15 protein-coding genes are annotated in these 23,774 nt (G+C 67.9%); 7 read left to right on the forward strand and 8 right to left on the reverse strand.

Going from position 1 to position 23,774, the window contains the following annotated elements; genetic code table 11:
• Positions 1 to 4: 4 nt before the first annotated feature.
• Positions 5 to 1,510 carry an alpha/beta hydrolase gene (locus tag IEY98_RS28250; protein ID WP_229787618.1) on the forward strand — a complete coding sequence of 502 codons (1,506 nt, stop codon included), beginning with the start codon at positions 5 to 7 and terminating at the stop codon, positions 1,508 to 1,510.
• A gap of 195 nt (positions 1,511 to 1,705) precedes the next feature.
• Here IEY98_RS28250 and IEY98_RS33210 read toward each other — a convergent pair whose 3' ends face one another.
• A complete protein-coding gene (locus IEY98_RS33210; protein WP_268244613.1) occupies positions 1,706 to 1,840 on the reverse strand; it encodes a hypothetical protein in 135 nt (44 codons plus the stop codon).
• A 241-nt stretch (positions 1,841 to 2,081) separates the two neighbouring features.
• Between IEY98_RS33210 and IEY98_RS28255 the strand changes: the two genes are divergently transcribed.
• Positions 2,082 to 2,282, forward strand: a complete 201-nt coding sequence (locus tag IEY98_RS28255; protein WP_229787619.1) for a DUF397 domain-containing protein — start codon at positions 2,082 to 2,084, stop codon at positions 2,280 to 2,282.
• A 482-nt stretch (positions 2,283 to 2,764) separates the two neighbouring features.
• Here IEY98_RS28255 and IEY98_RS28260 read toward each other — a convergent pair whose 3' ends face one another.
• From IEY98_RS28260 to IEY98_RS28275, 4 genes are read right to left on the reverse strand one after another with little or no spacing between them, the layout of a single operon-like run.
• Complete coding sequence (locus IEY98_RS28260; RefSeq protein ID WP_229787621.1) at positions 2,765 to 3,094, reverse strand: hypothetical protein; 330 nt, start codon at positions 3,092 to 3,094, stop codon at positions 2,765 to 2,767.
• An 8-nt stretch (positions 3,095 to 3,102) separates the two neighbouring features.
• The gene (locus IEY98_RS28265; protein WP_189213714.1) at positions 3,103 to 4,299 is read right to left on the reverse strand and encodes an RHS repeat-associated core domain-containing protein; all 1,197 of its coding nucleotides are present in this window, start codon (positions 4,297 to 4,299) and stop codon (positions 3,103 to 3,105) included.
• 42 nt (positions 4,300 to 4,341) lie between these two features.
• Positions 4,342 to 10,461 (reverse strand): DNRLRE domain-containing protein, encoded by a 6,120-nt coding sequence (locus IEY98_RS28270; protein WP_189213715.1) that lies wholly within the window; start codon positions 10,459 to 10,461, stop codon positions 4,342 to 4,344.
• A complete protein-coding gene (locus IEY98_RS28275; RefSeq protein WP_189213716.1) occupies positions 10,461 to 11,201 on the reverse strand; it encodes a hypothetical protein in 741 nt (246 codons plus the stop codon). The genes IEY98_RS28270 and IEY98_RS28275 overlap by 1 nt, the downstream gene beginning before the upstream one ends.
• A gap of 331 nt (positions 11,202 to 11,532) precedes the next feature.
• On the opposite strand from IEY98_RS28275, the gene IEY98_RS28280 reads away from it, so the two are divergent.
• The 3 genes from IEY98_RS28280 to IEY98_RS28290 all read left to right on the forward strand — a co-directional run bounded on the left by IEY98_RS28280 (position 11,533) and on the right by IEY98_RS28290 (position 13,707).
• Entirely contained in the window at positions 11,533 to 11,766 is a 234-nt protein-coding gene (locus IEY98_RS28280; RefSeq protein ID WP_189213717.1) for a hypothetical protein, read from the forward strand.
• A 241-nt stretch (positions 11,767 to 12,007) separates the two neighbouring features.
• Complete coding sequence (locus IEY98_RS28285) at positions 12,008 to 12,727, forward strand: Imm52 family immunity protein (protein WP_189213718.1); 720 nt, start codon at positions 12,008 to 12,010, stop codon at positions 12,725 to 12,727.
• A 674-nt stretch (positions 12,728 to 13,401) separates the two neighbouring features.
• The gene (locus IEY98_RS28290) at positions 13,402 to 13,707 is read left to right on the forward strand and encodes a hypothetical protein (RefSeq protein WP_189213719.1); all 306 of its coding nucleotides are present in this window, start codon (positions 13,402 to 13,404) and stop codon (positions 13,705 to 13,707) included.
• Positions 13,708 to 14,180: 473 nt separating this feature from the next.
• On the opposite strand, the gene IEY98_RS32930 is transcribed toward IEY98_RS28290, so the two are convergent.
• Genes IEY98_RS32930 through IEY98_RS28300 form a run of 3 tightly spaced genes read right to left on the reverse strand, consistent with a single transcriptional unit; the run spans position 14,181 to position 18,372 of the window.
• Entirely contained in the window at positions 14,181 to 15,254 is a 1,074-nt protein-coding gene (locus tag IEY98_RS32930; RefSeq protein WP_229787623.1) for a S1 family serine peptidase, read from the reverse strand.
• A 34-nt stretch (positions 15,255 to 15,288) separates the two neighbouring features.
• Positions 15,289 to 15,411 carry a hypothetical protein gene (locus IEY98_RS33215; RefSeq protein WP_268244614.1) on the reverse strand — a complete coding sequence of 41 codons (123 nt, stop codon included), beginning with the start codon at positions 15,409 to 15,411 and terminating at the stop codon, positions 15,289 to 15,291.
• 54 nt (positions 15,412 to 15,465) lie between these two features.
• Entirely contained in the window at positions 15,466 to 18,372 is a 2,907-nt protein-coding gene (locus IEY98_RS28300; RefSeq protein ID WP_189213720.1) for a P-loop NTPase, read from the reverse strand.
• On the opposite strand from IEY98_RS28300, the gene IEY98_RS28305 reads away from it, so the two are divergent.
• Entirely contained in the window at positions 18,343 to 22,488 is a 4,146-nt protein-coding gene (locus tag IEY98_RS28305; protein WP_189213721.1) for a S1 family serine peptidase, read from the forward strand. The genes IEY98_RS28300 and IEY98_RS28305 overlap by 30 nt on opposite strands.
• Entirely contained in the window at positions 22,481 to 23,752 is a 1,272-nt protein-coding gene (locus IEY98_RS28310) for an SEFIR domain-containing protein (RefSeq protein ID WP_189213722.1), read from the forward strand. The genes IEY98_RS28305 and IEY98_RS28310 overlap by 8 nt, the downstream gene beginning before the upstream one ends.
• Positions 23,753 to 23,774 lie beyond the last annotated feature (22 nt).

Raw genomic sequence — 23,774 nt, forward strand, 5'->3', positions numbered from 1 at the left:
CCCGATGCGCCTGGTGGCCGCACTCACCGCGGTGGCAACCACCGCCGCACTGGCCGTTGCCGCTTCCCCGGCGGCGGTCGCGGACGCGCCCGCGCCGCGCCACGTCTGCGTCGCCGGGGTGCCGGAGACCGACCCGCTGGCACCGGGACCGGTGGACATCTGCCTCACCGTCTTCAGACCTGCCGCGGCCGCGCACGGGCGGGTGCCGGTGCTGCTGCACAGCCACGGCTGGGGCGGCTCCCGCGAAACCGCTCCGGAGTCGGTCCAGCGTTACCTCGATGCCGGTTTCGGCGTGGTCAGCATCGACCAGCGCGGCTTCGGCGAGAGCGGCGGGAAGGCGCACGTGGGCGACCCGGCGTTCGAGGGCGAGGACGTCATCCGGGTGATCGACTACGTCGCGTCGCTGGACTGGGTGCGCAAGACCGGCCCGAGCGACCCGGTGCTGGGCGCTGTCGGCGGTTCCTACGGCGGCGGCTACCAGTTCGCGGGCGCGTTCGCCGAGATCGCCAAGACCGGCCGGACGCGGTTCGACGCGCTCGCCCCGCAGATCACGTGGTCGTCCCTGAACGAGAGCCTCGCCCCCCGCGAGGTCGTGCGCACGACGTGGGTGACCGCCCTCTACGCCATCGCCCCCGGCGCGCACACCTCGACGCTCCACGCTGGCTACGCCGAAGGTCTGCTCACCGGCCACTGGCCTGCCACGATGGACGAGTTCTTCCACGACAACGGCCCCGCCCACCACGCCGCCGCTGGCAGGCGGCTGGACATCCCGGTGCTGCTGCACCAGGGGATCAACGACAACCTGTTCCCGCTGGACCAGGCGATCGACAACTTCGACATGGCGCTCACCGACCGCGCCCGCGCCCGGAGCATGCTCGTCGGCTACAACGGCGGCCACGTGCTCCCCTCCGCCCTCCCCGCGGGCTACGCCGTCTCGGGCGACACGTGCTCCGCCCGACTCGGCGGTTCCGGCTACGACGAACTCGAACTGCGGTTCCTGGCCGAAAACCTCCAGGGCGCGCCCCGCACGCTGACCGGGTACGGCCGCTACCACCTCATGACCGCCGAGGGCGGGTGCGTCAGCGTGGACTTCGTCAAGCCGACCACCACGGCCGAACTGCCCGACATCCTCACCACCGCGGCCGTGGGCCTGCCGCAGGCGATCAAGATCGCGGACGGCCCGCTCACCCTCGCCGGTTCGCCGTCGCTGAACGCCCTGGTCACGACGCTGGGCCTGGACAGCCGCGCGTTCTTCGCGCTCAGCGTCGGCACCTCGCCCCTGGACGCCAGGGTGATCCAGAACAACGTGCTCCCGCACCGCGAGGAGAGCCTGAACCTGGGCACCCGCCGCACGATCGAGCTGCCCGCGGTCGCCGCGGCGGTCCCGGCGGGCAGTTCCCTGTTCCTCACCGTCACCCCGATCTCGGACATGTTCGTCCTCCACGGCAGCCGCACACCCAGCGCAATGGTGCTGCGAGACGTCACCGTGCGGCTGCCTGTCGTGGGGTGAGGTCGGGTGGCTGGGCAGGTGATCCCGGCAAGCCTGCGGCGCTGCGGTCCAGGACGACGGGCGTCCCCCGCAGGAGTTCCGCCATGGTTGCCGTTACTGCGAGAGTGGGGGCGGATCAGCTGGTGATGTCGTCGGAGTGATCTCCGTGGTCTTTCTGGTGGGTGAGGTCGCGGACGCCGCGCAGCGGGGAGAAGATCAGCCAGAGGGGGCCAGCAGTCCGCCGAGTGCGGCGATCCAGAGGGCTTCGGGGGTGCCGGTGGCGAGTGCGCCGCCGAGGAAGCTGGCGGATGGGATGAGGCTCCAGAGGAGGAAGCGCATGGTGGCGTTCATCCGGCCGCAGGTGGTCGGGGCAGAGTAGTTGGCGGAAGCTGACCTGCACGATGTGAAGACACCACGCAGAAGGAGCCGATGAAGGATCCGGCGGCGAAGAAGGAGCAGTCCGGTTCCGGGGGTGACAGGAGGATCAGCAGGGCCGCCGCGGCGCCTGTGGTGGTGGTCAGCAGCAGTGATCGGACGTGGCCGAGGCAGTGGGACCAGCCTCGCGTGCGCGGGGACGATGCACTACGTCCACGTGTGGGAGCACCTGAGTCCGGACCTATCCCACATCAGCTGGCGCAAGAGCAGCTTCAGAGGCGGAAACGGCGGCGAGTGCGTCGACGCCGCCATCGGTGCCGTCCGGGACAGCAAGAATCCCAGCGGCGGCATGGTGGTCGTCACCGACCTGAGGGACTTGGTCCAGGCCGTCAAGACAGGCCGGATCAGCCATCGCTGATGTGTCGACGCATCCACGATCAGTCGACCCGCCATGTCCTCGAACGTCAGATCCCGCTGGCTCGCCGGGTACGAGCGGGATCGGGTTCCGCGCGATCCCCAGCCGCGGCACCGCCAGCACCCGGCGAGCATCCGCGACTAATCCCGCCAAGGACAACGGACTACCGGCATCGCCGGGCGCGCCACTTACGGCTCGTCGGCTTGAGCGCATATACGCATGGGGACTCCCGAACTCGCCGAGGCCCCCGCAGCGATCTGGCGGAGCCGCCCAGATGCCCACTCCCGTGAGGGCATTTACATGCCAAGCCTCCGGTCAGCCGTCACCAACCTCGTCCAGCAGCAGATTCACGGCACCCAACGCCCTACGAAAACCCCGGAGGGGTCCCAGCCGCATCCCGCTGGTTTTAGTTTCCGTCCCATAACGAGGCCGCACGATGTCGCCATCGTGCGGGCCTCGTTATGATACGGCGATCAAACGCTGGCTTATTCCATTTTGGCCGCCCGACTCTGCAGCTCTGCGGCCACGTTATCCCAGTCCGGTCCGAAGCACAGCAGGTCGTTGGCCGCTTCCCGCAGCAAAGCCGCATCGCCGGGCCGCTGCAAACACGCGAGCCGGTAAGCCAGGTTGCGAGCCCAGACCGGAAGGGCCATCCAGTCCTCCGCCAAGACCGCCCGCAATGCCGCGAGAATGTCCTCCGAGTCGGCGAAGGTGATCAGCTCGACAAAGGTTCGAGCGGACTCATTGATGGAACCCTGCGCAGGTTCACCGTGCGACACCATCAGCGCGCGCATCGCTTGGTCGAGGCTGGACATGATCAATCCTAGCTGTTGAGCCAGTAGGTGGAAACTCGGTAGACGTTATCAGGAGTTTGGACCATCCGGTAGCCGATGTCGAAACCCCCTACCTGGACTCGGCGCTCGAGTGGACCGGAGAATCCTTGCGTGCCCGTTCTGGGCATGATCCCACCGTTCGCCATGTGGCTGTAAGCGTCAGCGGCAATGCTCTTCTCGATCTCATCCGGCGTCAGACCCGTTGTCCTGAGGTCATTCTGAACGCCGCCGGGCCCGGTGCGAACGCGATCGAAGCCGTGGCCGGTATTGAATTGCCACTGGTCATCTCCGAAAGTGGCCGAACGCTTCAGGTCCTGCCCACTGCCCTGGGACGACGTGTACTTCAGTTCTTTGTCGGGTGTGGAATGCCCGCCGCTGAAACCAGTTCCACCGCCGCTATCGCTGTTGAACAAGTTGTAAAGACCATCGCCGAACATTCCGATCCCGACGATGAAGATCCCTCCGCCGGTCGCGGCGGCTGTGGCACCGAGAGCCGCGGCGGGCGCCCCCGCAGGACAAAGAACGCCGGTGCCGCAAGCAGCCGTGCCACCGACCGCGAGAGTGCCGCCCGCGACGAAGAGTGCGGCGCCACCGACCGCGGCAGCCGTGCCGAGCGCCATCTGGCCGATATCGTCAGCGCTGTCAGCGAGGAAGTCGCCGACGTCGCTTGCCGCTTCGCCGACTGCTTCCGCGGCGTCGCCGAGAGCGTCACCCGTGTCGCAGAGCCAATCCCAGAGCCCGCAGTGGCCGTCGAGCTCGATGCGACTGATCGGGTTGCCGCCCGTGAACGCGTAGCGGTTGCCATTCCACGGGTCGACCCCGAGTGCCATGTCCTTGAACGCGCCGTTGAAGGTGTCGCGGACGGTGAACCTGTTGATGTTGGGCTGATAGTCCCGGAAGCCCATGTCGTAACCGCCACTGGCGGGGTCATAGCGCTTTCCGTTGTAGCGGTAGAAGTTGAACGGCTCTTTGCCGGGCTGCTGAGCGTCCGGTTTGTCGATGCCGGTGAAGGCCTGCTCATCGTTGGACCCATACGCCGTGTAGCCGTAGGTGGCGCGGGTGTCGCCGTTGTCCTTGGTCAGCGTTTCGACGTCAGTGTGCGGGTTGTAGCCGTAGTACGAGTCCTCCGCGACCTCAGGCCCAGCACCGTCGGTGTCCTTCTTGATCTGGGTCAGACGGCGCCCCATGGCGTCGTACTGGTAGGTGCGCTGCAGCTGGCCCGCGATCTCCTAGCTGATGACCTTGTCTGTCAGGCCGAGGTACGCGTAGTCGGTCGTCTTGCTGTCCGCCGTCTTCGACATGGTGCGGTCCAGCGGGTCGTACGCGTATGTCGTCGCCTTCAGGGCCGTGCCGTCGTGCTTCTTGTGCGTGGCGGTGCGGTCGAAGCCGTCGTAGAGGTACTGCTCGATGATCTGACCGGCCGAGGTCACCGTGTCGAGACGGCCGAAGGGGTCGTAGTTGTACTTGGCCGTCGCGCCGCCGGACGACGCTGTGGTGAGGCGGTTGCGGTCGTAGGTGAACGCCGTCTGGGTGCCTGCGACGGTCTGGTCGATGACGTTGTTGTTGGCGTCGTGGGTGTAGGTCTCGGTCGAGACGACAGAGCCTGTGCCCGCGGCCTTCTTCGTCACCGACGACAGGCGTTCGCGCGGGTCGTAGGTGTACTCGTAGATGTGATCGAGGTAGGCCGAGTGGTTGTCCGCGTTCTGGACCTTGGTGTGGTCGGTGGCGCGGTTGCCGTTGGGCGTGTACTCGATCAGGTGCTGGGCGACCAGCGTCCCGTCGGACTTCTTCTCGATCTGGGAGGCCAGGGCGCCGTCGAGGTGGTAGGTGTGGTCGACGGTGTTGCCGTTGGGCTTGGTCTCGCGGAGAGCCTGCCCGCGCGGGGTGTAGGTGTAGGTGGTGATTTTGGGGGTGCCGCCGGTCTCGGTGTTGGTGACCTTGGCGAGCAGGTCGCGGGGGTCGTACTCGAACAGTGAGTCCTGGCGGTCGTGGTCGCGGGTGAGCGGGGCGCCGTTCTCGTTGTAGGTGAACGACGTGGTGTTCTTGACGACCGACGCCAGCTTCTCCTCGACCTTGGTGAGCTGGTTGAGCCCGTTGTAGGTCATGGCGTAGGTGTCGACGGCCGCGCCGGGGCTGGTGTCGGTCAGGGTGATCAGGTTGGCGTTGGCGTCGTACGCGTGGGTGAAGGTCTTGGCCTCGGTGTCGGCCTCGCCGGTGTTGTCGCGCACGAGCTTGACCGCGTCGGCGTACACGGTGCCGTTGGCGTTGTCGGTGAGGTCGATGCTGGCGGCGTTGCCCGCGGTGAGGGCGTGGCTGCCGAGGCTGACCCACTCGCCGCCGTTCTGGGTCTGGTCGACCACGACGGGGGTGTCGGTGGTGCCGTTGTCGACGTTGTAGGTGGCGTTGGTGGCCGCGCCGGTGACGCCTGCCGGGTAGCGGACGAAGATCTCGTAGGTGCCGTCGGCGGGGACGATCGGGGTCCAGGTGAACTGGGACGCCCCGGCCCCAGCGGGAGCGCTGTGGTGGTCGAAGCCGCTGTAGCCGGTGCCGCCGTCGCCGCGGTTCCAGGTGCCCGCGACAAGGACGCCCGCGGTGTCGGAGTTGTCGACCAGGGCGACGTGCTTTCCGACGGGGACGCCGTCGTCGGAGCGGGACTTGAGCTTGCCGTCGGGGTAGTAGTCCCAGGTCATCGTGCGCGCGGAGGAGCCGCCCGCGCTGGTGAGGGTTCGGCGGGTCTGCTGCCCGAGCGGGTTGTAGTCGTAGGTGGTGGCGATGTCCCACGGGTCGGTGGTCGAGCGCACCCAGCCGTTGTCGAAGTAGTCGTAGGTCGTGGTGTTGCGCACGGCCTGCCCGGCCGACGGCGGCATGGACACCGTGGTCATCCGGCCTGCGGGGTCATACCCGTAGGTGGTGGAGTCAGGTGTGGTCACGCCGGGGTCGTGCGCGGTGATCTGCTCGACGGGACGGTTCAGCTTGTCGTAGACCGTGCGCGTGGCGAAGTCGTCCGGATCGTCGGTGGTCTCCACACCGCGTGGGGTGATGACGCGGGTGCGGTTGCCGACCTCGTCGTACTCGAAGCGGGTGACGCGGGTGATGCCGGTCTTGTGCGGGACCTGCCCCTCGACCAGCACCGAGCGCTCGTCGTAGACGAGGGTGGTGGTGACGTTCTCGGCGTCGGTCTTGGTCACCACGTTGCTGTCGAGGTCGTAGGCGACCGAGGTGGTGTGGCCCGCAGCGTCCTTGGTGGCCAGCTGGCGGTGGTTGCGGTCGTAGGTGTACTCGACGGTGTAGTCCGCCGCGTCGGTCGTGGCGTTCTTGCGCGGGTCGACGACCTTGGTGAGGTTGCCGACGTTGTCGTAGGTGTAGGTCACCTTCTGCCCGGCGGCGTTGACCGCCTCCACCAGCTGGTACACCGGGTCGTAGGTGTAGCGGGTGATGAAGTCGTCCGGGTCCGTGGTCGCGGTGCCCAGCGGCTGGGTCTCGGTGAGGAGGTTGCCGACCTTGTCGTAGGTGAACGCGCTCACCCGCTCGGGCCCGGTCGGGGTGTCCTTCGGCGCGCTGCTGGACACGAGCTGGTCGGCGTCGTCGTACACCGCGGTGGAGATCGCGCCGTTCGGGGCGGTCATCTGCACGACGTTGTCGTTGGCGTCGTAGACCGGGGCCGGGGTGACGATGTGCTCCCCCGCCGCCTGGTCCTTCGGCACCCTGGTCTCGCCGGGGCGGCCGAAGGTGTCGTAGGTGGCGGTGGTGGTCTTGCCGTTGGGATCGGTGACCGAGGTCGGGTTGCCGCGCGCGTCCAGGACCATGGTGGAGCTGTGGTTGTACGGGTCCGTGGTGGTCAGCGGGAAGCCGGTCGGGTGGTAGTCGCTGAAGGTGGTGGTGTTGCCGTTGGCGTCGGTCGAGGTGAGGATCTGGCCGAACGCGTCGTAGGTGTAGGTCGACTGATAGTCGTCCGGGACCGTGGTGGTGGCGACGCCCTTGGGGTCGGTGACGGTGGTGATGTTGCCGCGCGCGTCGTAGCCGAACTCCCAGCGGCGGCCCTCGGGGCTGGTCTTGGCGGTCAGTTCGGCGACGTGCCCGTCGAGGCTGGTCTGGTAGGCCAGCACGGTGGGCGGGGTGTTGTCGGCGACGGCCTCGGCGTCGCGGATCTCCAGCGGGTAGCCGGTCTTCTGGTCATACGACCAGGTGGAGACCGCGCCGTTGGGTTCGGTCAGCGAGGTGACGTTGTGGTCGCCGTCCCAAGCCAGCGTGGTGGTCTCGTTCTTGGCGTTGGTGGAGCTGGTGGGGCGGCCGAAGCCGTCCATGTGGAAGCGGGTGGTGTTGCCCTCGGCGTCGGTGACGGTGGAGTCCATCTCCGCGCCCTGTGCGCCGTCCGGGTCGGCGTACTCGAACGTGGTGGCGTGGCCCAGGCGATCGGTGATCGTGTGGACCTTCCACTTGTCCTTCGGGTCCTCCGGCGCGGTCCAGTAGGTCAGGGCGGTGTCGCTGCCGCGCGGGTCGGTGACGGTGACCAGCTTGACGTTCTTGTTGCCCTGCGTGGCGTCGTAGGTGAAGCCGAACGTCTTGGGCTGCGAGCTCCCGGCGCCGTCGACCAGCTGGGTGAGCAGGCCCTTGTCGCTGTAGGCGAAGGTCAGCGTGCGACCAGAGATGTCCTTGATGGACTTGACCTGGTCGATGATCTTCGGGTTGTTCGTGTCGGACTTGGTGTAGTAGTCCAGGGTCAGCGACTTGCGGCCCGCCGGATCGGTGACGTAGGCGAGGAACCTGCGCGGCTGGTTGTTGGACTTGCGCTCGGTGTAGGTGAAGGTCTGCTCGTTGCCGTTGCGGTCCCGCACGGCGGTCAACCAGCCCTCGGCGTCGAACCAGAACTCGGTGCGGTCCGGCCGGGTCATCACCCAGCGGCGCGAGGTGTCGTCCCCGGGGCCGCGACGGAGGTGCAGGTGCACGCCCTTCGGGGAGATGTAGGTCCACTGGGCGGGGTCGGCGGACCCGTGCTTGTCGAGGACGAACACATGGCTGGTGCCGTCGCCGTCGGGCAGGGTGACGCGGGTCGGGTAGTCCTGGCCGCGCGGGTGCAGTTCCAGCGAGGCGCCCAGGCGCACGAGTCCGGCGGCGGCGATGGACCAGCCGTAGCCGGAGGTGGTCGTGGTGGTGTCGAGGCTGTTGTAGGTCAGCCGCAGGAACGTGGTCAGGCCGCGGCCGGGGTTGGAGAACGCGTCGTAGGACCAGACGACGTTGCCCGCGTACTGGTTGACCAGCACGTTCGACCCCGCGCCTGTGGACTTGCCCGCGTAGGCGTAGAACTTCTCAAGGCCGAGCTGGTCGGAGGTCGGGTCCTCGACGGAGATGTTCTGCGGCAGTGACGGCGGTCCTCCGTTGCCGGACAGCCACGCACCGGTGTGCTTGTTGCGCAGGTCCCAGTGCACGACCTGCTGTTCGCGCTTGTTGCCGTCCGCGCCCTGCCGGGTGGTCCTGATCCTCGCCTGCACGGTCACCGTCTGGCCGGGGGCGAGGTTGGCGGGCAGGGCGGTATCGATGCGGTTGACGCCGGTCACGTCGGTGCCGTCCGGCAGCGTCCAGCGCTGCGACAGCGCCAGGTCCGTCGCGCTCCAGGTCGCGCCGGTGGTGTTGGTGATGGTGACCGGGACGGTGTGCTCCTCGTCGGAGAGCACGCGGGTCGCCGGGGTCTCCGGGGCGTGGTAGGTCAGTTCCGCGGTGGGGGCGGTGTAGCTGACGGTGAGCGTGGCGTGCAGGCGGCGCTCGGCGGCCTCGTCGGAGAGCAGCAGCACGCGCTGCTTGGCCGTCCCGGCCTCGTCGCGGACCTTGATCAGGTAGCCGTGGTTGGTGGCGGGGTTGTTCACCCAGCCCTGCACGACGGCGGCGTTCTCCCAGATGTGGCGCTTCGGGTCGTTGCTGATGCCCACGACCTGGTCCAGCCGGGCGCCGAAGTCACCACCGGGCGTGGTCCACGCCGCCGCGGCCGACGCGCGGTTCCAGGTCGCCTCGGTCTCGACGAAGCCGCGGGTCAGGGCGTGGGCGTCGAAGGTGGCGCCGCTGCCGTTGGAGTAGAAGCCCCACAGCGAGAAGTCCGCGTCCATGATCCGCGCGTTCGCCGGGAGCGCGGAGAGGTCCTTGAACTTGGTGACGACACGTGTGTTGCCGTAGGTGGAGTTGTTGCCCGGCATCAGCCACGGCTGGTTGCCGATGCGGTTGTAGTTCGTGGTCGGATTCGCCGACGCGATCGTGGTGTCGTCGACGTTGGAGATGAACGTCTGCGTCACCAGACCGGCCTTGGGCAGGCGGGCCAGCTGGGTCGGGCCGGGGATCAGCTGCCCGTCACGGGTCTTCGCGGCGACCATGTAGTAGTAGGCGTTGCCGAACGGATCGGGCGAGTCCGCCGGGGTCGGGGACGCGGTGGTGTCGGCGAACGACGTGGCGGTCGGGGACAACGGCGCGATCAGCGTCGAGCGCGACGGGGTGAACGTCTGGAACACCGTGCGGTGCACCTGCAGCTCGACGATGTCGTCGTTGGGGTCGCTCGGATTCGGGTCGGTGTAGGCGGGCCAGGTCAGCTCCGCGCCCGTGGCGGTGATCTTCGTGGGCAGCTGCAGGTCGACGCTGGGGCGGCCGTACTTGAGGATCAGCTTGGGGCGGTTCGCCTTCTCGCCGTTGTAGGCGTACTCCGCCGCCTGGTAGACCGCGCCGCCGCGGTTGAGGGTCTCGTCGGTGGCCTTGAGCATCACGCCGTGGTTGGCCAGCGAGCCGGACACCCAGCCCTGCGCCATGTTCAGCACGCTGTACTCGTGCCACACGTTGGCGACGTTGGCCGCCTTGACGGCGGTGGACTCGGCCGTGGCGTGGAACGCGGCGTTCGCCGAGTTCCACGTGACGGTGTCCTCGGACCACGACTGGGTGATCCGGTGCGCGCCGATCGTGACGTTGTTGGCGGCGGTCCACAGCTCGCTGTCGTAGTAGACGCGCAGCTTCGCGCTGGTCAGCGCGGTGCCCGCGGGAACGACGTCGGTGTCGAACTTCAGCAGGCTGCGCGCCTTGCCCCAGGCGTCCGTGCCCACCGACAGGCGGTAGTCGGCGCCGTCGGCGCGAGTCGGGGTGTCCGACCAGATTTGGGCGTCCTGGCCCTCGGTCGGGGTGGGCTCGATGACGATGGTCGGGTCGATCGTCACCGGGTACTGCCGCTCGGGGGCGTCCAGCCAGCCCTTGTCAGCGGTGACGGCGATCGTGATGTTGGCGCCGTGCTGCTCGACGGTCTGGGTGACCTTGTCGCTGAACGCCTTGCCGTACGGGGCCTTGGCGTCGTCCTTGGAGTCGACCATGAACGGCTTCGGCATCACGACAACGGCGGCCCATCGGGCGTCTCGTTGCCGAAGAAGCCGATCGAGCCGTCCTCCTGCGCCCGCGCGGTCACACCCGCCAGGCGCAACGTGAACCGGAACGTCGGGTTTGCCACGGGACGCGGCAGGACGATGTTCTCCTTCAACCCTTCCGGCGTCACCACATACTGCAGATCCGCGCCTTCGAACGCTCCCGGGTAGGTCACCGTCGACCCGTCGACCCGAGGCGTCACCTTCCGCGCGGCCGTGTCCAATCCAAGCCCGGCCTGCTTGCCCGCGTACTCGAACCGCACCAACCGATCCGACGACTCTCCGAACCGCGACACGAACGCGTTCCGCTCCACTCCGAAGCGGAACCCGTCCCTGGGCAGCTCCTTCACCTCGGTGTCCGCAGGCTGCCATTTCCCGTTCGCGTCCCGGTAACGCGTCGGCTCCGGAGACACCTCCACCTCGAACGTGCCGTCGGACATGGCGAACACCCGAGCCGACGCGGACCCGCGCTCCACCACCTCCCGCACCCGCTTCGGCGACTTCTTCCCTTGCCCCGCAGGCTCCTGAGCCACCGCCGCCGCTGGCTCCGGGAACAACCCGGCAACCCAGTTCCACACGGCGGTGATGCCGGACCACTGTCCACTAGAGACAGGCTCGGCGGTGGGAACGCCCACCAACGCCACAGCCGTCACCACGAACAGAGTGAAGACGCGCCAAACCCAGCCGCGCGAACGCGACGAACGCATGCCGACTCCCCAGTCTCGAAGGACCACCACACGGCGAACACCAACCACGTGACGGGCTATCCCGCCACCACCAAACCACCCCGAACCCGACAGGCGGATCCGCCGAACAGGCCAATCCAATCGACCGACAATGTCGCCCACACCACAAGAAACCACCCGCACGGCCTAAACAGAGAATGCAGAAAGAAGGCATGCAACTGAGAGCAGGTGTTTCTCCCGTTGAGGGTGACCGCCATTCGGCCGTAAGAACCACCACCGAACGACGCCACCACGTGCAGACCGAATCAGCCGCGCCCGACCGCACCCACACGCATGGCACGCCCTCGTGCAGTTGGCACACGAGGTCTTCGCCCTGATCACGGTGGTGCTGTTCATCTTGGCCTTGGTCAAGTTCGGCGTCGGCGCGGACCTCGCGGCCATTCTGTGGACGCCGCTAGGGCCCACCTCCGTCGTGAGGACCAAGGGTAAGACACCGCTCGAGGATGTCCTGCTGAGGATGCAGCCGGGAGGCCTCTCGCTGACCAGTGAGAAGGCGTTTATGAAGTGGATGTGCGCAAATGCGTAGCGGCGATGCAGACGGCTCGGCCAGGGGTGCGATCGGCAGAAGCACCCTGAGCGACTGACTGCACGCCCCGCGCATTACCGGCAATTGTGCGGGCCTGGCCGTGTTGCTGTTAGGAGTTGCAGGGCGACGCCAATTCGATGGCTTTTGGTCGAATCTGGGGTGGTCACTGCTATGATGAACCTTCTCAGCGTGGAATTACTGGAGTTGAGATTGTTCATGTCCCCATGGCTAGGATGAGGACATGACTGATCCGATGTTCCTCGGTGCGTACTGGGGTGATAGAAGCGAAGACCGGAAGGCGTGCGCGCGGAGGCTCGCGGATTACCTAAGTCGCGCCCGAGTGCTGCATCCACTGCTCAAGGACTGGTCGAGAAAGGGGCGGAGCAAGTCGCCACGATTCGTGGACGTCGACCCTGATTCGTTGTCGGCGGTGCTGCGCGGTGGGTCGTCCCACAGTATCCCGGACGGCAGCGATATCGAAAGACTCGGCTTCACTGCTGGGTTGTGGAACGGGAGCCCGGTTACGCCCATCAGTGTGAATGTGACGTGTGGTCTGCACGCGAGCACCGCTGGCTTGATGAACTCTGTGGCGGTCAACCTGCCGGACGTGGACGACCCCGCGGCGGCCAAGCTCTACACGTTCGACGTCGCAATCGAACTGCTCGAGATGACAATCGAATGCTGGACTCCCGACTGGGCGGTGCTCACTCCTTTTTCGTTCCGCGGTGCCCAGAAGGTCAACATGCGTGAGTCGTATGTGGGATGGTTGACGTATCTCAGTGCACCGAGAAGGGTGCTAATCGAAAACATGAATGATCGAGGTTGGGTTCGCGAGGTTGATGACGGAGGAGTGATACTGGTGGCGGGTGAAAACGCGAGTCAAGCGAGCCTGATTTCGTTGGGCGAGCTCCGGACGGATCTCGTAGACCGTGGTGCTCTGTACCCGACACCGCTACAGTAACTAGTCGTCGGCCTGTGAAGTTTTATGGGGCGGTTCGGTATTCGAACCTGCAGTCGTAGGTTGCGAATGTCCATCGTCTTGCTTCGCGATTGAAAGTGGACGGCTGAGGTCATGGCAAACTTCCGGGTACTCGAAGTCGAAGCCCGGGGACATCCTCGCGCTGCTCCTGCCTAGAGGGGGTATTGGCGGCATCGCAGTGGCAGAGTTCGAGTAGAACCACTCCACTCAGCGGCGGCGCCAGGCCCGTCATGGTGCCGATCACGCGCAGGACCACCGTTCGCGATCGTTCTCGGCATGGGGATCAGCTCGTCGGCCAGGTTGTTGATCGTTTCAAAGCAGCTCCACGAGCTGCGGGCCTCGGTGTCGTCGAGCTCGAGGTTCGACAGCTCTTCGAGCTTGTCCAGGTCCACTTCAACGCTGACCGAGAACGAACGGCGCAGGACCGCAAGTCCTGCGCCGTCTGGCTCCGGGCGGCGGTTCCACCATTGGTGGCGTTGTCACCGGCCTTGTGGCCGTCTCCGAAGCGTCGCCGACATAAGCGTGAGAGTGCGCCACCGGGTGAACAAGACGTCGTGCGGCCTCGTGTTGCGGGGGAGCGGGTACTCGTGCGCTGCGGGCAAGCAGGTCCGCGTCTTGAAAGGAGTAGGGCCATGGTGAGGCGACGTGGAATGCGGGTGGCGCTGGCGATGGCGGTGGTGGTGACGGCAGCGGTCGGCATGCCCAACTCCGCCGCGGCCGCGACCGGAGCGTTCAAGGTGAACGGGCACACAGTCCTCCATGACCCCGACGACTACCGGTGCTATCGCCAGTCGATCGGCTTCATGGATTCCGTGCACAACGACACGGACCGTAGGGCCCGGTACTACGCGACGGTGAATGGACAGGGACGCTGCGTGGACTACAAGGACTCCACGCCCCCCAAATCCTACGACGCCTTCATCCCCAGCACCGAAGGGATCATGTTCGTGCTGAACAACTGAGTCGATGGCCAGCCATGACGTCGAACGGGCGATCACCCCACTCGACGGCCACGGTGACAGCCGGGTGGGGGATGGCTCGCAGCTCGATCGGGCTGTCGCCGCGAATGCGGAACCCCGGCCATGTCGACTTGTACGGCATCGCGGCGATATGGAGTAACGACATCAAGATCGTCTCGACCTGCGGCTATCAGGTAGTCGGTCGGCACGGAGCCGCGCTGAGGCACGGAGACCGGATTCGGCTGGAATCGCCCCGGAGGCCCGCGCCCTATCGCCACCTGCCGTGGATGGTGAACGGCGGCGGTGTCCTCGGGTAGCCCGGACCAAAGCCGAGCCGATGAGCGCCGGTCACGAGCCCTCGATCGTGTGCTCGCCTGGACCAGTGGGGGCACCTACTGCGCCATTCGAGTGGTTGCTGAGCGCGCCGGACCGCCTGCGCACACCTGATCAACCACCGCCACACAACCGAGGCGGGGTCAACCGGGCGTCGATATGACGACATCTGGGGGCAGGTCGCGCAGCAAGCGGACGTCCGTCCGGAGTTCCTCCCACCAGTCGCCCGAGATCGGGGCGAGCAGGAGGACGCGGACGCGGGGTGCGCCGGTGATACGACCAAGCCCGCTGGGCCGCCGTGATCTGCGGTCCACGATCTCCAGGAATTGGCGCACCTGCTCGTCCCGCCCGTCGGCGGCTTCGACGACGATCAGCGCGGGCGTGGTGAGCCACCCGAGGGCGTCCATCTCCTCCTCGGACGCACCAGCGGCCAGGAAACCGCTGGTCCAACCAGCCGCACGCGTGGAGGTGACGATCCCCGCGGCGACATCCGCTGTCCTGCTGGTGATCACTTTGATCGAGAACCACTCGTCGTCGAAGCACCATCGGCGCAGGTGCTCGGCCACTGGGCTGGGCGCACCGCGATCAAGACCGGCTCCCGCACGAGAAGTCGCGCTCGTGGGGGTCAGCACCGAGTGGAACTCAGCGGGTTCAGCCAGTGGATCGACCACCTTCGCTACCTCAGGCAAGGACGTGAGCGCCTGCACAGGAACGGCGCTCAACCAGGCCCAGCCGTTCTCGGCGCAGGTGTGCACCACGATCCCGACCAGTAACGCCCCAACGATGACCGGGGCACCCCGCAGTCCCGCGACATCGCTCTCGGTGATGGTGATGTGGTACCGATCGCGTTTAGTTGAGGAGCCAACATCTACGACGCCATGCAAGCCCACTGTCGCGCCCTGCCCGGGCCGGAACCCGATCACTTCAACGGGGAAGTCCGTGCACGTCGTGACGAAACGCCCCCACCTCAGCGGCGGTTCGGCCGATAGCCGCCGTCCCGCGGCCGCGATTCGCAGGAGCGACACCGGACCGTCCTGCGCCACGGTCCTCGCCCGCCGAACGACCGAGTCCACCCGAACCTCCGCCGGGGACGCGCCGTTCCCGCCCGACACCACCTTGGGCGCGGTAAGCACCAGCCCATCCTCGAGGAGGTAACCGCTGCCCCACGGCCGCTCGCCGCCGCTGCGCACCTGGACCACCCGGTCTCGGTGGTTCATCCGGTCGAACCGCCCGCCGATGCGGCGCGGTCAGCTAGTTCTCCGGCAACTCGTCGGCGTCCCCGCCCACCTCCGAAGACCCCAGGTGCTCGTCCTTCGACAGCTCCGCCTCGTCGCCCACCTTGCCGTCGCTCGTGCCCACGTCCTTCTTGCCCACGTGCCGTTCCTCCGTCCGTGCGTGGGCCAAGTCTGCACTCCCGCGGCGGTGTCGTCATCCTGAGGACACAAGACGCCGGAGGATCCGGAGATCGTTCTGGATCGCGGTCAGCCTGCTCTGCGCCCGGTCAGGACCAGCGACCGCGAGCTTGCGAGTGAGTTCCTCGGCCTCTTCAAGTGCCTGGATCGCGTCGTCGAACCGTTTCACGGCGGCGAGCCGCCTGCCGTAATTCGCCAGCGCCACCACCAGTTCCGCTCGGGGATTCGCGGTGTCCTCACGAAGGAGCTGCCTGCAGACCCGCACCGCCTCCGCCGCGCGGTCAAGGGCCTCGTCGACGCGGTCCAGCCCAGCCAGTAGGCGGGCCAGGTTGATCAGCGCTCGACCGAAGGTCACCGTGTAGGTGTCTGGCGCCTCGCGCACAAGCAGCTGGTACGTGTCCACAGCGTTGAGCGCGTACGGCAGCCCCTCCTCCGGGCGTCCCACGTCCTGGAGGTAGTAGGCGTAGTTCGTGCTCGAATTGGCCAGCTCGGCGCGATAACGCTCGTCCTGCCGGGCCAACTCCGCACGCGCGCGCACAGCGGCTCCGCCCGCCCGCTCGGCTTCGTCGCAACGACCTGACTCGTGCAGCCAGATGGCGTAGTGGTGCAGAGCCGCGCTCAACCGAACCTGGTCCGTCCACAGATCGTCCGACCGGCACAGGGCGATCGCTTCGCCGCCTGCGCGCACGGCTCGCTCGAGCTGACCTACAGCCGCGAGGCGTGCTCCGTAGCTCAACAGCGCCTCCACCAGGCCATCCGGTGTGGCGCCGAACCTGGCGACCGCCTCCCTGCGGAGGCGGACCATCTCGACCGCGTGGGTGAGCGCCTGGTCGTGCCTCCCCGTCTCAGCCAGCCGGAACGCCAGGTGCTGGAGGGCATCCCCCGCTGAAGCCAGCCGGTGGCCGTCGTCGGCGGTGCCCGCGACACGCATGTCCACCAGCCGCGTCGCCGCCGAGACGGCCCACTCCGCCAACGAGATCGTGTGCGACGGAGTCGCTTGCAACAGATCGTCGACGAGGGCGGCGTCGAGCGCGGGCATCGTGACCAGCAGGTTCAGCGCGTGGCACGGGATCCGATGCTCACCGCGTGCGGTGACCGCGATCGCGGCGAACGCCATCGGGCGTGGCCTGCCCAGCACGTAACGGACAATCCGGTCGGACAGCGCCGGGAACCGCTCGCTCGCGCGGCACAACACGGTCAGCATCTGCACGGCCTGCTCACCGGACACGTGCTCGGCGAGATCGTCGAGCAGGCCACCGAAGTCGACCTCGACAGTGCCGACCAGGTACTCCCCGAGCGCGTCGGGGACCAAGGCGTCCCAGTACCGGCCATCCGCGCCATAGAGGTCCCGCAGCCACGCCGCGGCGGCGGTCAGCACGTTCGCCGTCTCCCCCTTGAGGAGCGCGAGCTTCCTCAGCAGGTTCGTGGCGTCCGCCGACGACACCACAGGGCACAGCGTCGCCACCGTCACCAACTGGCGGAGGGTGTTGGGGTGCAGGTGGGCGATGCGGTGAACCGCGGCCGTGTCCGCCCAGAAGCGCTCCTCGTGCCGCAGCAGGACCTCTTCGTCAGTGGCGCCTGCGGCGATCTCGACCGGAGTCCTACGCTGCAGGACGGCCGCCAGTGCCGCCATCTGGACGGGAAGCGCTCGGACGAATTCCGGGCGATCGAGCGGAAGCCGATCGATGTCGATCGGCTCGACGTCGACACCATCCGAGCCGGGCAGCACAGCGATCCCGCCTGCCAGCTCGGTCACGGCCGCGCGGAACGCGGCGACCCTGCTCGCGTAATCGGGCAGCAGGTCCGGCAGTGAGATGACGTCTTCCATCGGACGGACGCGCAACAACCGGGTAGCCGATCGCAGCGCGCTCCACCACTCGCCTGCCCCCCTCGCCAGCAGGAGCAGCCGGATCGGGGACAGGGCGCGGTCGGCCAATTGCTCCATCAGGTGGATCAACGCGCGCAGCTGGTCGACCCGGGTCTCGGCGTAATCCACCACCAGGAGGACGGGTTCGATCGACTCGGCAACCACGCCGATCAGGTCCGGCCTGCACAGGGCGTCCAGGAACCCGGCGCACCAGCCCACTTGGCGCAGCGCCCGAACCAGTTCATGGGCCAACCTGGTCTTTCCGCTCCCTGCGGGCGCGGTGACCAGCATGACATCGATCCCGCGCTCGTCGTCCGCCCAAGCCCGCAGGGAGGCGACGAGGTCGTCCCGACCCCGGAAGCGCACCGCGGCGTGCTCGGCGCGCAGAAGCCCGATGGGTGACCGAGGCAGCGCAGGCGCCCGTTCGATGAGGGCGGCCAGCTCCACCGGCTCCAGGCTGATGTCGCCCACCAACCGCCGGAAGGCGGGGTCGGCGAGCAGCGTGGTCACCGGTATGGCCGTCAATCCGGCGCCCCCCGCATCCGAATCCGCTGCGACGATCGCGACCAGCGCCCCATCGGCGCACACACCCGCGCCCGACATGCCGGCCCACCGGCTGGTGTCGGCAGAGCGACTTCCGACGGGAACGGGCACCGGCGTCGTCACGCTGATCTCGTAGCGGCCCGCTTTCACCCGGCTGCTCGGGAGGAGTTCACCGCGGATCTGGGCCGCGTCGCGATACTCCAACCGGCCGCGGAGCCGCAGCTCCATCGCCACGGGGAACCCGGTCGCGACCACCGGGCACGGTGCGGCGGTCACGACCTTCCCCCACCGCACCGGCTGACGCGGGGCGTCGAACGTATCGTCGCCTATCCGTAGGAGCGCGGCATCGACTCCGGTACCGGCGGGCGAGTCGTACCTACGCCAAACCACCTCGCACTTCAGGAGTCCGGAGGACGGGCGCAAACGCACGAACGCCGCGGTGTCCCGGGGGACGACGTGGGCGGCCGTGAGGACCAGCCCGTCGTGCAGGAGGAAACCGGTACCGGTGCGCACTTTGGCGTGCCCGCGGCCCCCGTGCTGGTAAACCTCGACGACGCGTTCGAGACCCCGTCGTCTGGGCAGGTCGTACCCGCGCTCCGCTGCGTCGATGGGCATAATCATCCCATCGACCCGAACCATGATCAAGCCGCGCCCCGTCTGGACCCCCGGGTGCTGGAGGTCTACGCGAAGAAACCGGGCCAGGGGTACGCAACGGGGACCGGATACCTCCTCGAGGGCGGCATGGTGCTGACCTCGGCGCACGTCGTCAGCGGAACACCGGTGTTCGTCCGCCGCCCGGGGGACAGCCACCTCGAGTGTGCGGTTGTATGGCACCCAGACCACGAGCCGAGTGCCGACCGGCCCGACGCCGCGCTGCTGCGCATCACCGATCCGCGCTGGGTCGAACCCGCGTCCCTGCCACCGCTGCACTGGGGTGCCCTGGTCACCGAGGCCGCCATCCCCGTGGCGCTGGTGTGCTTCCCGACCAGCATGGAAGTCGCCGCCGACGAGCACTCGTCCTGGTACCGGGACAGCGCCCACCTGTCCGGGGTGGTGGACAGGCGGCTGATGCGCGTCACGCCGACCCATCCGCTGCCTTCCCGCGCCGGACGTCTCCGCTGGAAGGGCGCGTCCGGCGCGGCCGTGCTGGCCGCCGGGACGGTCATCGGTGTCGTCGCCAAGGCCCAGGACGAGCCGGGGGCAGGTTGGCTCACCATCGTGCCCATCACCGACCTGCTCGCGCATCCCGGCTTCCGGGAGCTGGTCGGTCCGATCGAGGTCGTCCCTGCCGAGCTGCGGCACGTGCTGACCGCCGCCGCGCCGCGCCGCGCCTACTCACCGGTGTCCCTGCTGTCGGCCGATGTCGAGGCCGTGCCCTTCTACGGGAGAAGCGAGCTGGTCACGGAACTGCTTTACTGGTGCGCCAACGACCAAGCGTTCGACGTCCGATTGGTGACCGCGCCGGGCGGCCACGGCAAGACGCGGTTGGCCAGGCGGTTAGTCACCGTAGCCCGCGAGCGCGGCTGGCACACGGGTTTCCTCCGGGACAGGGTCGACGCGGCCGAGCTGTCCGTTCTCGGCGCGCTCACCGAACCCCTGCTGCTCGTCATCGACTACGCGGAGGATCGAGGCGAACAGCTCACCGTGCTTCTCGATGAGCTGCGCGCAGTCACAGCCAGGCCCTCTCCGCCCAAGATCCGGCTGCTGCTGCTCGCCAGATCCGCAGGCGAGTGGTGGACGCGCTTGCTCGAGCAGGACCCGCTCGCGCCGATCGAGGTCTCCTCCCCCGTGCGACTGCCAGGACTCGATCCCACCGCGGCCGCGAGGCGAGCCGCAGTCGAGAACGCCATGACGCACCTGGCCGCTCGCCTCGACGAGATCGAATGGGACGGGCCACTGAACCTCGCCGCAGCGGCGGATGCGGTCCTGCCGGACGTGTCTGCCGAGCGCTTCGCGTGCGCGCTCAACCTGCAGATGGCCGCGCTTGTAGCCGTCCTGCAGGCGGTAGACCCCGTTCCGTCGGGCACCGAGCACGAGACCGTCCTGCTGCGACACGAGCAGAAGTACTGGAAGCGGACCGCTGTCCGCCATGGGCTCGACCTCCCCCTGGCGAGCCGTCGCCGCTTGGTCGGCATCGCGACCTTGTGCCAGGCCGAGGACCAGCGAGCGGCGCACGACCTCCTGACCCGCTACGCCGATCTCCGCGCGGGTGTGGACGACCGCCGGGACGGCGTGGCGCGGTGGCTCGCGTCGCTGTACCCGGCCGACGGCATGTACTGGGGTTCCCTCCAACCCGACCGGCTCGGCGAGTACCTCGCCGCGACGGTCATCACGGAAGACCCGCTGCTGCCGCACGACGTCCTTCCTGGCACCACCCGCAGGCAGGGGGTGCGGGCACTGCGCACGCTCGCGCGCGCTGACCTCCACCGGCCTGGCATGGCGTCGGTGGTGCACGACGTGATCACGGCGCACCCGGTCGCGCTCGCGCCCGCGGCGGTCGAGGCGGCGACGACGGTGGAGAACCCCGATCCCCTGCGTCGCGCGTTGAGTGCCGTCACCGCCGACCCGCGCACCGACCCGGCCATCCTCGGCAAGCTGTACGACGAGGTGCCCCTGCAGACCCAGGCGCTCGGGCGCTGGGCGACTGATCTGGCGGCACGGCTGGCCGAAGCGGCGGGCACACTGGCTCAGTCGAGCGCATCGCCCGCAGTGTGGGCAGAGCAAGCCAAACGTCTGAACAACCTCTCCATCCGCCTGTCTGCCGCGGGAATGCATTCCCAAGCCGTCGAGGCCGCCAAGGGTTCCGTGGCGCTTCGCCAGCGCTTAACCGACGACGACGCGACAGCAGACCTGTTCGCTCTGAATCTCTCGTTGAACACCTACGCCAACTGTCTGTCCGACAACGGTCGATTCGACAAAGCACTGGAAGTGGCCGAAGAGGTAGTGCGGTTGAGCAAGCTGACCGCGGACGTGGACCCGGGCGGTTCGGCGCACGCGCTCTACAACCTGGCGAGTAGGCTGGCAGACGTAGGGCGTAATGCCGAAGCCAAGGACACGGCGAAGGTCGCGCTGGACGAGTTCCGACGCCTGGCCATCGCCGACCCGGTCAGATACGGCGCGGATGAGGCCATGGCGTTGAACGCCTACTCTCAGCGGTTGGGAGACCTCGGTGAGTTTGAGCTCGCTCTCCGATTCAGCACCGACGCCGTGGCGCTCTACCGCCCCCTGACCGCCCAACTCCCCGATGAGTACACCGAAGACTTGGCAGGCGCACTCGGCACCAGGGCCGACCTGATGGCCGCGCTCGGCCGTATGGAAGAAGCCGCGTTGGTCGTCGCGGAGAGCGTTGGCTTGTTCCGGACGCTGGCCCATCCAGACGTGCAGGGTTTCGTCAACGCCCTCAACACCAATGCGGAGTGCTTGGCGGACCTCGGGATGCCCGAGGAGGCAGCAGAGGTCCTCGCCGAGGCACTGGCTCTCTTGGAGCCGCACCGGGAGTCCGAGTCGCACACCTTCGCGCTCCTGCACGCCCGTGCTCTGGCGAACCGGGCGAACGCGCTCCTCGAGATCGGACTACTGGATGAAGCGGCTTCTCATTACGAGAAGGCGGTTACCGCCTACCGGCGACTGACGTTTGGCAACGCGGACGAGCGGGACGGGGAACTGGGCGAGGTGCTCGTGTACCTGGCCACGTGCCACGCACAGCGAAACCACGCGGGGAAAGCGCTGGCGGCCGCGACGGAGGCCGCGGATTTTCTCGCTCGGCTGGGTGACGGCGCGCTCGGGGACCACCGCCGCGATCTGCTCGACAGCCTCCGCCTCCGGACCCTGCTGCTCTCGGAAGCGGGTCGCCGGGCCGAAGCCGTCCTCTCGGCGGACGAGTACGTCTCCGCAGGCCGGGAGGCCGACCGGGTCGACCATGTCGAGTTCGGCCTCGCCGTGGCCGACTCGCTTGTCGTCTCGGCCATCGCCCTGTCGGAGCTGCAGAGGAACCCCGAGATGCTCGCCGCCGCGGTCGAGGGGCACTCGCGGTGGTTGGCGCTGTTCGAGCAAGCTCCCGACGAGCACCGTGCCGAGTTCGTGCGCTCCGCGCATGTCTTGGCCGCGGCGCTGTCGGAAGCAGGACAAGGACCGGAGGCCTTGTCTGTCGTCGAGGGCTGCGCCCGGCTACTGGGCGCGGATCTGCGGCACTATCCGAGCGTGTCCATCGACCGGGCAGAGACGCTACTGAACGTCGGAAGGGCGGCCGAGGCGAACGCTCTCGCGCGCAGGATGCTCCGGCTCGACTGGGATGAGCGGGAGTCGGACCGCAGCGACCTGTTGGTCATCAGAGCCCGCGCCCTGTCGGCCCTCGGACGACCGCGCGCCGCGCTGAAGTGCATCGATCTCGCGCTGACGATCCGAGAGCGGCTTGCCGAGGACGAACCGGTGCGCTTCCTGGTCGAGGTCGGCATGGCGTGGCTGACGCGAGCACGGATACTCGCAGCTGGGAGCGACCGCGTCGGGGCAGCGGAATCGGCGACGAGAGCGGTGACGGCGTTCAATCAGATCGCCGAGTCCGAGCCTGCGGCGTTTCCCGATCTGCTCGGCGAGGCGCGCGCCCTACTCGCGGAGGTGACGAGTGGGTGACGCACCGCCGCCCAGGGTCTTCATCTCCTACGCGCACGACTCCGAGGAGCACAAGCGGCACGTGCACGCCTTCGCCCGGTTCCTGCGTGCCGACGTCGGCATCGACGTCCGCTTCGACATGTGGGACACAGAGCGGAGACGGGACTGGGCGACCTGGATGATCAGCCAACTGGAGGATGCTGACTTCGTTCTCGTCATCGCGTCGCCGGCATACAAGCGCCGCGCCGACGGCCGCGCCGAGGCCGAGGACGGCCGTGGCGTCCAGTTCGAGGCATCGCTGCTGCGCGACCTGCTCAGCGCGCGGCGTCCTCAGTGGACTGCCAAGATACTTCCCGTCGTCCTGCCCGGTCACACGCTGGACGAGATCCCGGCCTTCCTCCAGCCCTACACCGCCAGCCACTACCAGGTGAGCGGGTTCAGCCTCGACGGCATCGACGAGCTGTATCGGGTGATCACCGGGCAGCCCCGGTTCCCCACCCCCGGTATGGGCGCGCTGGTAGTCCGTCCCCCGGAGACTCCCGAGGACACAGGCGATCCCTGGCCGAGCGGCCACCAAGTCCGCGTCGGCCAGCGCTCCTACCTGGTCAGGGGCACGGTGCCGATCGACTCGACGCCTTCGTGGTCCACGCGCCAAGCGATCGCCAGCGACGTGAGCAGGCCGAACGACCTCGTCACGCTCCGGGAACTCCGCCTGGTGCGGCCCGACGAATCAGCCGCGCGACAACGCGCCGCGTTCGAGGCGGAGGCGATGCTGCTGGCCGACCTGGCAGCGGTGCCTGGCTTCCCTCGACTGTTGGGCCTGCAGGTGGACCCCCACGCCATCGTCCTGGCGTTCAGCAGGGAGACGGGCCACACTCTCCGGGACCTCTACCGAGCGCCGTTGGCCGCGCCTCGGTTGGTCGGCTTCCTCGAGACGATCCGACAGTTGTGCGCATCGCTGCAGGCGCTTCACGAGCGCGGATTGGGTCACCAACGACTCACCCTCGACGCCGTCGTGCTTGCAGGAACGCGACAAACACCGTTCCTCCTCGACCTGGGATCCAGTGCGCTGGGCGCCGCCCACCACACTGCCGCAAGTCCTCTGGTCGACGTGCACGACCTGGCGGTCATGGTGCGAGACACTATCTCTGAAGTGGACATACGCCGATCGCCGCGCCTCAACCAGTTGCTGGCCGATTCCCTGAACCACCATCGACAACCGCGCAACGCCGCAGCCTTCGGCGCTGCCCTGACGGAGGTAGTCGAAGAACTCCATGCGCGATGAACGGTCCAACCGAAGGGGTTGG

The sequence above is a fragment of the Actinokineospora fastidiosa genome (assembly GCF_014648415.1).
Classification (GTDB): domain Bacteria; phylum Actinomycetota; class Actinomycetes; order Mycobacteriales; family Pseudonocardiaceae; genus Actinokineospora; species Actinokineospora fastidiosa.